The sequence below is a fragment of the Oerskovia sp. NPDC057915 genome (assembly GCF_042887685.1).
Classification (GTDB): Bacteria; Actinomycetota; Actinomycetes; order Actinomycetales; family Cellulomonadaceae; genus Oerskovia.
In genome coordinates, this window is record NZ_JBHVOS010000021.1 from 72905 (window position 1) to 84700 (window position 11796).

General features: G+C 73.1%; 10 protein-coding genes and 1 tRNA gene. 4 read left to right on the top strand and 7 right to left on the bottom strand.

What is annotated here, in order from left to right; genetic code table 11:
• Positions 1-96: 96 nt before the first annotated feature.
• A tRNA-Gln gene (locus ACFVQ3_RS14670) sits at positions 97-168 on the bottom strand.
• Positions 169-467: 299 nt separating this feature from the next.
• Here ACFVQ3_RS14670 and ACFVQ3_RS14675 point away from each other — a divergent pair.
• The 4 genes from ACFVQ3_RS14675 to ACFVQ3_RS14690 all read left to right on the top strand — a co-directional run bounded on the left by ACFVQ3_RS14675 (position 468) and on the right by ACFVQ3_RS14690 (position 3992).
• Positions 468-1079: a TetR/AcrR family transcriptional regulator gene (locus ACFVQ3_RS14675; protein ID WP_387640378.1), complete on the top strand. Its 612-nt coding sequence runs from the start codon at positions 468-470 to the stop codon at positions 1077-1079.
• A 110-nt stretch (positions 1080-1189) separates the two neighbouring features.
• Entirely contained in the window at positions 1190-2179 is a 990-nt protein-coding gene (locus tag ACFVQ3_RS14680; protein WP_387640380.1) for an ABC transporter ATP-binding protein, read from the top strand.
• On the top strand, positions 2176-3420 hold the full coding sequence (locus tag ACFVQ3_RS14685; protein ID WP_387640382.1) for an ABC transporter permease: 1245 nt from the start codon (positions 2176-2178) through the stop codon (positions 3418-3420). Before ACFVQ3_RS14680 ends, ACFVQ3_RS14685 begins: the two co-directional genes overlap by 4 nt.
• A gap of 71 nt (positions 3421-3491) precedes the next feature.
• Positions 3492-3992: a MarR family winged helix-turn-helix transcriptional regulator gene (locus ACFVQ3_RS14690; protein ID WP_387640385.1), complete on the top strand. Its 501-nt coding sequence runs from the start codon at positions 3492-3494 to the stop codon at positions 3990-3992.
• A gap of 105 nt (positions 3993-4097) precedes the next feature.
• Here ACFVQ3_RS14690 and ACFVQ3_RS14695 read toward each other — a convergent pair whose 3' ends face one another.
• From ACFVQ3_RS14695 to ACFVQ3_RS14720, 6 genes are all read right to left on the bottom strand, one after another.
• Complete coding sequence (locus tag ACFVQ3_RS14695; RefSeq protein WP_387640388.1) at positions 4098-5981, bottom strand: ABC-F family ATP-binding cassette domain-containing protein; 1884 nt, start codon at positions 5979-5981, stop codon at positions 4098-4100.
• Positions 5982-6076: 95 nt separating this feature from the next.
• The gene (locus tag ACFVQ3_RS14700) at positions 6077-7459 is read right to left on the bottom strand and encodes a glycosyltransferase family 2 protein (RefSeq protein WP_387640391.1); all 1383 of its coding nucleotides are present in this window, start codon (positions 7457-7459) and stop codon (positions 6077-6079) included.
• On the bottom strand, positions 7456-8859 hold the full coding sequence (gene wecB / locus ACFVQ3_RS14705) for a non-hydrolyzing UDP-N-acetylglucosamine 2-epimerase (protein ID WP_387640394.1): 1404 nt from the start codon (positions 8857-8859) through the stop codon (positions 7456-7458). Before wecB ends, ACFVQ3_RS14700 begins: the two co-directional genes overlap by 4 nt.
• Positions 8860-9016: 157 nt before the next feature.
• The gene (locus tag ACFVQ3_RS14710) at positions 9017-9955 is read right to left on the bottom strand and encodes a 4-(cytidine 5'-diphospho)-2-C-methyl-D-erythritol kinase (RefSeq protein ID WP_387640396.1); all 939 of its coding nucleotides are present in this window, start codon (positions 9953-9955) and stop codon (positions 9017-9019) included.
• On the bottom strand, positions 9952-10872 hold the full coding sequence (gene rsmA / locus ACFVQ3_RS14715; protein ID WP_387640399.1) for a 16S rRNA (adenine(1518)-N(6)/adenine(1519)-N(6))-dimethyltransferase RsmA: 921 nt from the start codon (positions 10870-10872) through the stop codon (positions 9952-9954). Before rsmA ends, ACFVQ3_RS14710 begins: the two co-directional genes overlap by 4 nt.
• 69 nt (positions 10873-10941) lie before the next feature.
• Positions 10942-11796 (bottom strand): G5 domain-containing protein (locus ACFVQ3_RS14720; protein ID WP_387640402.1); only part of this gene is annotated, 855 nt, incomplete at its 5' end.

Sequence of the window (11796 nt, forward strand, 5' to 3'; positions counted from 1 at the left end):
CGTCCCGGCGCCTGCGGCGAGGACGATGACTGCGGCTGGCGGAGAGTCGGGCACAGCGTCGGTCACTGGGGCTTCCCATCTGGTTGGTGGCACGAGCTCCGCCCCCAGGACTCGAACCTGGACTAAAGGCACCAAAAACCCTTGTGCTGCCGATTACACCAAGGCGGAACGGACCGGACACGGCGCACGGTCCGGGGATGAACCCTCGACCGCGCGCGCCATCGCTCGTCCGGAGAACAGTCTGCCAGGTCTCGCGCGGTGCTCGGGGCCCGGGAGCGGTCCGGACGTGGAGATAACGTGTGAGGAGGCAGTCACCCGGGGTCCGGGGCGGGGGCCGCATCGTCGCCCGCGGAGGCGACGGCCGGTCCGGAACGCGCGGAGAACCGTCTCATCCCGGCCCCCCGGACGGCCGGGCACGGCATGATGGTCCCGTGCCCGCAGACTCCAGACGTCCTCCCAGATCCCGCATGACCGCGAGCCAGCGCCGTGAGCAGCTCCTCACGGTGAGCCGTGTCCTGTTCGCGGAGAAGGGGTTCGAAGGGACCAGCGTCGAGGAGATCGCGGCGCGCGCCGAGGTGTCCAAGCCCGTCGTGTACGAGCACTTCGGGGGCAAGGAGGGCATCTACGCGGTCATCGTGGACCGCGAGATCCAGGGCCTGACCAGCGCTCTCACCGGAGCCCTCTCGCTGGGCGGCCACCCCAAGGTGCTGCTCGAGCGCACGGCGCTCGCGCTGCTGACGTACATCGAGACGTCCGAGGACGGGTTCCGGATCCTCGTGCGCGACTCCCCCGTGGCCCAGGCGACGGGGACGTTCTCGAGCCTCATCGGGGACGTCGCGACCCAGGTCGAGCACCTCCTCGCGGACCAGTTCAAGCGCCGCGGCCTGGACCCGCGGGTCTCGCCCATCTATGCGCAGATGCTGGTCGGCATGGTCGCGCTGACGGGCCAGTACTGGCTCGACGTCCGCAGCCCCAAGAAGACCGACGTCGCGGCGCACCTGGTCAACCTCGCCTGGAACGGCCTGTCCGGCATGGAGAAGAAGCCGTCGCTCACGACGAAGGACCGCGCCGCCGACTGACGTCGGCCCTGCCCCCTCTCGACGCGCTCGGCCCCACGGCGGGCGGCCCGCGCCCGGACGCACGGCATTCCGCCCGTGACGGCGGCCCTGTCCCGTGGTTTCGTTGAGCCATGGCGACTCTCGAGATCGACAGGCTGAACAAGACGTACGGGACGGTGCGCGCGCTGCGCGACATGTCCTTCACGGTCGGCGCCGGCGAGATCTTCGGCTTCGTCGGCTCGAACGGGGCCGGCAAGACGACCACGATGCGCATCGCGCTCGGTGTCCTCGCGCCCGACTCGGGCGAGGTCAGGTGGGACGGCCGACCGCTCGACCTGGCCATGCGGCGTCGGATCGGCTACATGCCCGAGGAGCGCGGGCTCTACCCCAGGATGAAGGTCGGCGACCAGCTCGTGTACCTGGCCCGGCTGCACGGGCTGAGCCCCACCGCGGCGCGCGCCGCGACGGAGCACTGGACGCAGGTCCTCGGGATCGACTCGCGTCGCGGCGACGAGGTCCAGAAGCTCTCGCTCGGCAACCAGCAGCGCGTGCAGCTCGCGGCCGCGCTCGTGCACGACCCGGACATCCTGGTGCTCGACGAGCCGTTCTCCGGCCTGGACCCCGTCGCGGTCGACGTCATGAGCGGCGTGCTGCGCGACCGCGCCGCCGCGGGCGTCCCGGTCGTCTTCTCGTCGCACCAGCTCGACCTGGTCGAGCGGCTGTGCGACCGCGTGGGGATCGTCAAGGCGGGCGAGATGGTCGAGGTCGGCGGGATCGAGGAGCTGCGCGCGACGCAGCGGCCCCAGTGGGTCGTCGACGCCCCGCAGGCACCTCCCGGCTGGGCGGCGGAGCTCCCGGGCGTCCACGTCGTGCGGTACGACGGCGCCAGGACCTTCCTCGAGGTCGACTCCCCGCAGGACGGGGCCGAGCAGGTGATCCTGCGCGCGGCCCTGGCGACCGGCCCGGTGCGTGAGTTCACGCCGCAGCGCCCCTCCCTGACCGAGCTGTTCCGTCACGTCGTGAGCAGCGACGACGCAGCCGCCCCTGCGGCGAGCGCCGACGTCGGCCCGGCGGGCGACGACCCCACGCCCCCCACGACCCGGCAGGAGGTCTCGGCATGAGCGCCGACCGCCGCCCCTCGGTCCGGTCGACCGGGGCGCAGGACCACTCCCCCGTGAGCACGTGGGGCGCGGTGTCCCTCGTGGCAGGACGGGAGGTCTCGACCCGTATCCGCTCGAAGGCGTTCGTCTGGACCACCGTCGCGCTGCTCGTGGGCGTGGTGCTCGGCGGGTTCCTGCTGAGCGTCGTGGGCGACCAGGGACCCGCTGCACAGAAGGTCGGCGTCACGTCCGGGGCCGAGCCGCTCGGCCCTCTGCTCACCGCTGCGGGCAGCGCGGCCGGGACCGAGATCGAGGTCACCGAGGTCTCGGAGCCCGAGGGACGGACCCAGGTCGCCGACGGTGACCTCGACGCACTGGTCACCGGCACGCCCGCGTCGTTCACGGTCGTCGTGAAGGAGGAGCTGGGCACGACCCTGACGCCGGTCTTCACGGGCCTCGCCCAGCAGGCGGCACTGTCCGGGGCCATCACCGGGCTCGGGGGCGACCCGTCCGCCGTCGCGCAGGAGATCGCGGCCGCCGCGCCCACGGTCGAGACGCTCGAACCCGCCGAGGTGCGCGATCCCGCGCAGATCGTCACGGGCATGGTCGGCGGGATCCTCATCTTCATCGCGCTCATGACGTGCGGGCAGCTCGTGGCGCAGGGTGTCGTGGAGGAGAAGACGAGCCGCGTGGTCGAGCTGCTGCTCGCGACGATCCGGCCGTGGCAGCTCATGGCGGGCAAGGTCCTGGGCATCGGCGCGATCGGCCTCATGCAGCTCGTGGTCGTCGTGGGGGGCGGTGTCGGGACGGCGTTCGCCCTGGGGCTGGTCGACGCGAGCAGCGTGAACCTCGGGGCGACCGCAGCCTGGGTGCTCGTGTGGTTCGTGATCGGGTTCGTCATGTACTCGCTGGCCCTGGCCGCGCTCGCCGCGCTGGTCTCCCGGCAGGAGGACGTGGGCTCGGTCATCACGCCGGTCATGATGCTCATGATGATCCCGTACATCATCGGGATCTCGATCGGCCCGTGGGACCCCGAGAACCCGCTCGTCGTGTGGTTGTCGTACATCCCGTTCTGCTCACCGCTGCTCATGCCGATCCGCATCGCGCTGGGCACGGTCGAGACGTGGGAGATCCTGCTCGCGGTCGGGCTCTCGCTCGCTCTCGTGCCGGTCCTGGTGTGGCTCGCGGGCAAGATCTACTCGAACGCGGTGCTGCACACGGGCGGCCGGGTCAGGCTCAAGGACGCCCTGCGAGCGAGCTGACGGGCCCCGTCCGGGGCGGGTCGACCCGTCAAGACTCTTGATGTCGAGGAATGTCGAGTAATCTCGCGTTCATGCAGCACCCGCACCCGGACGAGGTCGACCGCATCGTCGACGCCTGGCAGCGCGAGCGTCCGGACCTGGAGGTCGAGCCGCTCACCGTGTTCTCCCGCGTCAGCAGGCTGGCCCGCCACCTGGACCTCGCGCGCCGCAGCGCGTTCGCGCGCGGGCACCTGGAGACCTGGGAGTTCGACGTGCTGTCCGCGCTGCGCCGGGCCGGCGAGCCGTACCGCCTGTCCCCCGGGGCGCTCATCACGCAGACGCTCGTCACGAGCGGCACCATGACCAACCGGATCGACCGCCTCGAGGCGCGCGGGCTCGTGCAGCGCCACCGCTCGCCCGACGACCGGCGCGGCGTGCTCGTCGAGCTCACCCCTGAGGGTCTCGAGCGCGTCGACGCCGCCATGACCGACCTCCTGGCCGTCGAGCGCGAGGTCCTCGCGGCCCTCGCACCCGCCGAGCGCCTGCAGCTCGCGAACCTGCTCCGCACCGTCGTGGGGCAGTTCGAGGCCTGACCGCTCCCGGCGCGGCCCGGCCCGCTCCTGCCCTCGTGGGGCGGGCCTGGGCGCCCTGCGCGGGGCGGGCCTGGGCGGGACCGGCCGGGGCGGCGTGGCGCGGCCTCAGTCGAGCAGCTCGGCCGCTTCCATCCACTCGGCCTCGAGCGTGTCCTTCTCGTCCGCGAGGTCGCGGAGCTGCTTGTCGAGGTCGAGGATCGCCGCGTGGTCGGTCGCCTGGGCCGCCATCTTGTCGTGCAGGCGCGCCTCGAGCTCTGCGATCTTGGACAGACGTCGTTCGATGCGCCCGATCTCCTTCTTCGCGGCCCGCACGTCGGCCCCGGACGGGGCAGGCTGGGTGCCGTCGTCGTCCGCGCCGCCGGAGCTCCCCGTGCCCGACGACGTCGCACCCGCCCCGGCGTTCGTCGCACCGGTGCGCGTCCCGGCGGAGGCCGCCGCGATGGCGGCCTTGCGGAGCGCGAGGTACTCCTCGACGCCGCCCGGCAGGTCACGGATCGTGCCGTCGCCCAGCAGCGCGACCTCACGGTCGCAGACGCGCTCGAGCAGGTACCGGTCGTGCGAGACGACGACGAGCGTCCCCGGCCAGCCGTCGAGGAGGTCCTCGATGGCCGCGAGGGTGTCGGTGTCGAGGTCGTTGGTGGGCTCGTCGAGCAGCAGCACGTTGGGTTCCCCGACGAGCAGGCGCAGGAGCTGCAGACGACGACGCTCACCACCCGACAGGTCGCGGACCAGCGTCTGGGAGCGCTCGCGCGTGAAGCCGAGCCGCTCGACGAGCTGGGCCGCGGTGAGCTCCTTGCCGTCGACAGCGACCGTGCGCTTCTCCTGCTCGATGACCTCGACGACCCGCAGGCCGCCGATCTCGTCGAGCTCGTCGACGTCCTGGGTCAGCTCGGCGACGTGGATCGTCTTGCCGCGCTTGACCGTTCCCGCGGTGGGGGCGAGCCGCCCGGCCAGGAGCCGCAGGAGCGTCGTCTTGCCCGCGCCGTTGACCCCGACCACGCCGTAGCGGTCGCCCGGGCCGAGGCGCCAGGTGACGTCGTCGAACAGGACCTTCTCGGCTCCGCCCGGGTCACCGTCGCGAGCCGGCATGCGGACCGTCACGTCCTCGAGGTCCAGCACGTCCTTGCCGAGTCGACGCGTGGCCATGCGCGTGAGCTCGAGCGTGTCGCGGGGGTTCGGCTCGTCGGCGATCAGGGCGGCCGCTGCATCGAGCCGGAACTTGGGCTTCGAGGTGCGCGCCGGGGCGCCGCGACGCAGCCAGGCGAGCTCCTTGCGGAGCAGGTTGTTGCGCTTCTCGGCCGTGACGGCCGCCGTCCGGGCGCGCTCGGCGCGGGCCAGGACGTACGCGGCGTACCCGCCCTCGTACCCCTCGACCGCCCCCGAGCCGTCGCCCGTGACCTCCCACATGCGCGTGCAGACCGCGTCGAGGAACCAGCGGTCGTGCGTCACGACCACGAGCGCGCCGCGGGCACCAGGACGGGCGTAGCGCGCCTGGAGGTGCTCGGCGAGCCACGCGACCCCCTCGACGTCGAGGTGGTTGGTCGGCTCGTCGAGGAACAGCACGTCGTGCTCCGCGACCAGCAGCGCCGCGAGCGCGACGCGGCGGCGCTGACCGCCCGACAGCGTCGACGCCGGGGCGTCCAGGTCCAGGTCCTCGAGCAGCCCCGCGTGGACCGCGCGGATGCCCGCGTCGCCGGCCCACGTGTGCTCGGCCGACTCCCCGTGCACCAGGTCGCGGATCGTGGTCCCCTCGGGCGACTCGTCGCGCTGGTCGAGCATCCCGATCCGCAGCCCGCCCACCCGGGTGACGCGTCCGGCGTCGGGCACCGCAGTCCCCGCGAGGAGGCGCAGCAGCGTGGACTTGCCGGCGCCGTTGGGGCCCACGACGCCCACACGGTCGCCGTCGTCGAGGCCCAGGCTCACGCCGTCGAGCAGGGTACGGGTGCCGACGACGAGGCGGATGTCGTCGGCGCCGAGGAGGTGTGCCATGGGGTCCTTCGAGTTGCTCGGGGAGCGTCGGGCCCGCCGCGGACGCGGCTCCGGCGACGCACGGTGCTCCAGCGAGGATACGCGCCGGGCCGGGGTCAGCGGGCGGCCCGGCCCTCGTCCTCGACGCTCGTCAGGGGCTCGCGGGCCGTCTTGGCCCAACCGGTCCGGCCAGCGACCTGGCGGAACAGCGCACGCAGGACGACCGGGAACAGGATCCACGAGTACAGCACGTACGGCACGACCGCCACGACCGCGACCAGCACGCCGACCACACCCCTCCCCCGGCGCGCGAGCCCGACGAACCCGGGCCCGAACGAGAGCCCGAGGAAGAACACCACGACGGGCCAGAACAGCGAGTAGAACGGCACGTGCTCGACCCCCAGCAGCAGGAGGGACAGGAGCAGCCCGAAACCCATCGCGGTCTGCAGCACCGGCGTCAGCAGGTAGTAGAGCTGGTCGAGCCGTGCCCACGACGACACCGGGGCGGTCAGCGCCGAGCCGACCAGGTCGAGAGCCTGCCACCCGCCCTGCGCCCAGCGGGTCCGCTGCCGGACCAGGCGATGGAGTCCCGACACCCCCTGCTGCTCGATCTGCGTCTCGACGGTCTGCTCGCCCCGCCACCCCTCGTGGACCAGGCGCACCCCCAGGTCCTGGTCCTCCGTGAGGCGGTCCCGCCACGGACCACGCACGACGCCGGGTGGCATCCCGTCCTCGGTCACGACGTCGTCGAGCGCCGACAGGCGGTTGAACTGCCCGTTGCCGCCCATGTTGGCAGTCCCCCATCGCCCCCTCGCGAGCTGGTACACGAGCCCGAACACACCGAACTCGACGTCCTGGGCCCACGTCAGCACCGTCCGCCGGTTGTAGATGCGCACCAGCACCTGCACCCCGCCCACCCGCTCGTCAGCGAAGTGCCGGGCCAGTACCGCGGGGGCAGTCGGGGCGAGACGGCCGTCGGCATCCACGATCCCCACCACGACCCGCGAGGGTTCCCAGGCCGCGAACGGTCCGCCTGGTGCGAGCAGGTCGCGGTGCACGTACGACCATGCGTCGTCGAGCACCGCGGACTTCCCGCGGCGCGCGTCGGGCGGCACCCGGCGCAGCACGCGCAGGTCCTCGATCGCGAGGTCCGCGAGGATCTCCGCGGTCCGGTCGGTCGAACCGTCGTCCACGACCACGATCGCCCGGTGCGTCGCCTCGGTCGCGGCGAGCCGGGTCACGCTGTCCTCGATCGTGACCTCCTCGTCGAGCGCCGGGACGACGAAGACCCAGAGGAAGTCGGACTCCGGGGCGTCCCCCTGCCGACCGACCACCTTCGCTCGCCGTGCCAGTGCACGCTCCTGCACCCAGGCCGTCGCCGCGAGGACCAGGACCCACACGAACGACGTCACCGTGACCACGAGGAGCACCCAGAACACGACCTGGACGACCGCGGGGAGGCCCGCGTACGGGTCCCACCAACGGAGGTCGTCGCTCACATGCCCACGCCCTCGGGGATCGTGGTGTCGACGTCCGGGATGGGCGATCCCGGAGACGGGTCGACGAGCCCACGGCCGGGCCCCGTCGGTGCCGTCGCACCCTGCCCCGTCGGCTCCCGCTCGTACCCTGCCCAGTCGAGGACCACTCCGCGGGAGAAGCCCGCACCGTACGGGACAGGCGCCGGATCGTCGAAGACCAGGTGGTCCATGGCCTCGACGATCCGCTGGGCCGCGCGACCGTCCCCGTACGGGTTCGTCCGGTGCGTCACCTCCTGGAAGTAGGCCTTGTCGTCGAGGAGCCGGCGCGCGGCGGCCACGATGCGGTCGGGGTCCGTCCCGACGAGCTCGAGCGTCCCCGCGTCGACCCCCTCGGTCCGTTCGGTGCTCTCGCGCGTCACCAGGACGGCCGTCCCCAGCGCCGGCGCCTCCTCCTGGATGCCACCCGAGTCCGTGATCGCGATGTCGGCCCGGCCCAGCAGGCGGGCGAACGCCGAGTAGACCATCGGGGCGACCAGGTCGACGTTCGGGATGCCCAGGAGAAGGGGCCGCAGCGTCCCGGCGACCGCAGGGTTCGGGTGGAGCGGGAGGACGAACCGCACGTCGGGGTACTCGCCCGCCAGCCGCGCGATGGCCGTGCCGACACGTTCGAGCCCCCGGCCCCAGCTCTCGCGGCGGTGGGCCGTGACGACGACCACCCGGGTGGTCGTGTCGTCCTCGAGGTCGTCGAGCTCGGGTACGCCGTACGGCGTACAACGGTCTGCCGCGAGCTGGAGGGCGTCGATCGCGGTGTTGCCCGTGACGAAGACGCGCTGGATGTCGATCCCCTCCGCGACCAGGTTTCCCTTGGCCACCTCGGTCGGAGCGAGATGGAACGACGCGATCCTCGCGATGAGCTGACGGTTGAGCTCCTCGGGGAACGGCGAGAGCGTCGAGGAGGTCCGCATGCCCGCCTCGACGTGCCCGACAGGGATCCGCAGGTGGAACGCCGCGAGCGCGGCCGCAGCCGCTGTCGTCGTGTCGCCGTGGACCAGGCACGCGAACGGGTAGCGGTCGATGTCCCGCCCGACCACGCTCGACGACGGCGGCCCGAAGCGCTCGGCGCAGAACCGCTCGAGCCGTTCGAGCACCTCGGCGAACAGCTCGTTGAGCGTGATGCCCGGGCGTCCGATCGCGAGGTCCGCGTCGACCTCCACACCGGCCAGCCGCAGGACGTCCGCGACGAGCCCCGGATGCTGGCCCGACGTGACGACGACCTGCTCGATGCGTGCATGCTCGCGCAACGCCTGGACGACCGGGAGCATCTTGATGGCCTCCGGACGGGTCCCGACCACCACGAGGACGTGGGGGGTGCTGAGCGGATCGTCGACGACCGGCGGGACGCCGTGGCTGGGGAGCGTCATGCATCGAGACTAGGAAGCACCCGTCGATCCAGCGCGGTGAACGACCGGATCGTCCCGAAGGTCGCGTTGGTCGGGCTGAGGGCGCTCTGCACCCCGGCGACGCCGGAGCGAGGCCGGAGCGCCGCCGTCCGCCGTCTGAGCGCCGTCGGGGGGGCGCCTAGGAGGGCAGGACGCGGGCGCCCGACGCCGGGCCGGTCGCGCAGTGCACCGAGTCCGCGACGCCCGCCGCCGTCCAGGAGGCCGCGATCGCGAGCGCGTGCTGCCTGCTGCGGGCGAGGGCCGCGATCGTCGGCCCCGAGCCCGAGACGATCACGCCCAGAGCACCGACCTCGCGCGCGACCTCGAGGGTCCGCGCGAGCTCGGGGGCGAGCGCGAGCGTCGCGGCCTGGAGGTCGTTGTGCAGCGCCCTGCCGAGCCCCACGGGGTCTCCCGCGCGCAGCGCCTGCATGAGCTCGGTGTCGTCCGACAGCTCGACGTCCGGGGTCCCGCCCACGACCTCGTCGAACGTCTGGAACACCTTGGCGGTCGACAGCCCCTCGTCCCGCACCGCGAAGGCCCAGTGGAACTCGCCGCGGGACATCGCCGGGGTCAGCAGGTGCCCCCGTCCGGTGCCCACCGCGGTGTGCCCGACCAGGCCGAACGGCACGTCCGAGCCGAGACCCGCCGCGAGGTCCGCCATCTCGCCCCGCGAGAGCCCGGTCTCCCACAGCAGGTCGCACGCGACGAGCGCGGCCGCCGCGTCGGCGGAACCGCCCGCCATGCCACCCGCGACGGGCACGCCCTTGTGGATGTGCAGCCGGACGTCAGGGTCGACCCCGGTGTAGCGGGCGAGCGACTCCGCGGCACGCCACGCGAGGTTGGACTCGTCGACCGGGACACGGTCGGCCTGCGCACCGGAGACCGTCAATGAGATGCCCTCGCCGGGCGTCGTCAGGGTCGCCTCGACCTCCTCGACGAGCGAGACCGCCTGGAAGATCGTGACCAGCGGGTGGTAGCCGTCCTCCTGGCGCGCCCCGACCCGCAGCGACAGGTTGACCTTCCCTGGAGCCCGCACCCGCACGGCGACGGGAGGCGCAGCGGACAGGTGAGGGCTCACGCGTCCACTGTGCCAGGTCGGTCCGGGTGCTCGCCTGCCGAAGCGGCCGCCTCGGCCTGCACCAGCGGGAGCTGCTCCGCGATGCGCGCGAACTCCTCGACGGTCAGGCGCTCACCACGTGCCGTCGGGTCGACCCCCGCGCGCTCGAGCGCGTCGACCGCCGCGGCCGACGATCCCGCGATGCCGGCCAGGGCCGAGCGGAGCATCTTGCGGCGCTGGGCGAAGGCCGCGTCGACGACCGCGAAGACCTCCTCGCGGGTCGCCGTCGTGCTCGGAGGCTCACGGCGGTCGAGCGCGACGAGCGCCGAGTCCACGTTCGGCACGGGCCAGAACACGCTGCGCCCCACCGTGCCTGCGCGCGACGCCGAGGCGTACCAGGCCGCCTTGACCGACGGCACGCCGTAGGTCCGGCTGCCGGGCGGTGCCGCGAGCCGGTCCGCGACCTCGGCCTGCACCATGACGAGGACCCGCTGCAACGAGTCGAAACGCTCGAGGAAGGTCAGGAGGACGGGCACCGCGACGTTGTACGGGAGGTTGGCGACGAGCGCCGTGGGCGCCTCGCCCGGGAGCTCGGTGACGTCGAGCGCGTCCGCGGCCACGACCGTGAGGCGGTCGGCAGCGTCCGGCTGGTGCAGGGCGACAGTGGCCGCGAGCTGCTGCGCCAGCGGCGGGTCGATCTCGACCGCGACCACGCTCGCACCGACCTCGAGCAGCCCCAGCGTCAGCGAGCCGAGCCCGGGGCCGACCTCGACCACGCGGTCCCCCGCACCGATCCCGGCGGTCCGGACGATCTTGCGGACGGTCCCGCCGTCGTGCACGAAGTTCTGGCCGAGCGTCTTGGTGGGCCGCACGCCCAGACGCCCTGCCAGGTCGCGGATCTGTGCCGGACCGAGCAGGGCGCTGGGGGTGTCGTTCATGCAGGGAAGCCTACCGGGTGGCCCGGCCCGGACCCCTCCGCCGGGAGGGGTCGCGGCGTCCGCGCGGGATCAGTACCAGTTCTTCGCCTGGGAGTGGCCCCACGCGGCGCACGGGGTGCCGTAGCTGCCCGCGATGTAGTTCAGGCCCCAGGTGATCTGGGTCGCCGGGTTGGTTCGCCAGTCGGCGCCCGCGCTGGCCATCTTGGACGCCGGCAAGGACTGCGGGATGCCGAACGCACCGGACGACCGGTTGGTCGCCGAGGAGTTCCAGTTGCTCTCCTTGGTCCAGAGCCGGTCGAGGCACTGGAACTGGTCGCCGCCCCAGCCGCGGGCCGCGACGAGCTGGCGCCCGATCTCGCGCGCCGACCCGGCCGCTGCCGGACCGCTCGGGCGCTCCTTGGTGCCCTGCACGACGATCTTGGCGACCGGCTCGGCCGTGACGCCGTCCGAGACGACCTCGCGGGACTCCTCGACGCCGTCGACGACGGTGATCCGCTCGACGAGGGTGTGCGTGCCCTCGGCGCCCTCCTGGGCGACGGCCGGCGCCTCGTCCTTGTAGACGTTCGCGTCCTCCTGGACCGTCGTCTCGAACGGGACGGGCGTCACGGTGGGGACGTCGCTCACGGCGACGCGCTGGACGACGAGGGAGACCGCGGGGTCCGCGGTCTCGTCGCGCGCGACCGAGACCCGGTCCTGCTCGCCGAGCACGACGCCCTGCTGCTCGAGCAGGGCGTCGACGCCGATGGACCCGTCGGGCGCGACGACCGTCTGGCCGTCGGCGACCACGTTGACGGGTCCGTTCGTGTCGAGCTTCACGCCGAGCTCGGGGCGGCCGTCGGCGCCGGAGCGGGAGGCGACCAGACGCACGTCGGCGCCACGACCAGCGAGCGTGTCGAGCGCCTCGTCGGCATCCAGAGCCGTGAC

What these genes read in the sequence shown, in the direction of transcription:
- ACFVQ3_RS14675 (WP_387640378.1), top strand. Translation starts at nt 468, where the DNA reads ATGACCGCGAGCCAGCGCCGTGAGCAGCTCCTCACGGTGAGCCGTGTC.
- ACFVQ3_RS14680 (WP_387640380.1), top strand. Translation starts at nt 1,190, where the DNA reads ATGGCGACTCTCGAGATCGACAGGCTGAACAAGACGTACGGGACGGTG.
- ACFVQ3_RS14685 (WP_387640382.1), top strand. Translation starts at nt 2,176, where the DNA reads ATGAGCGCCGACCGCCGCCCCTCGGTCCGGTCGACCGGGGCGCAGGAC.
- ACFVQ3_RS14690 (WP_387640385.1), top strand. Translation starts at nt 3,492, where the DNA reads ATGCAGCACCCGCACCCGGACGAGGTCGACCGCATCGTCGACGCCTGG.
- ACFVQ3_RS14695 (WP_387640388.1), bottom strand. Translation starts at nt 5,981, where the DNA reads ATGGCACACCTCCTCGGCGCCGACGACATCCGCCTCGTCGTCGGCACC.
- wecB (WP_387640394.1), bottom strand. Translation starts at nt 8,859, where the DNA reads ATGACGCTCCCCAGCCACGGCGTCCCGCCGGTCGTCGACGATCCGCTC.
- rsmA (WP_387640399.1), bottom strand. Translation starts at nt 10,872, where the DNA reads ATGAACGACACCCCCAGCGCCCTGCTCGGTCCGGCACAGATCCGCGAC.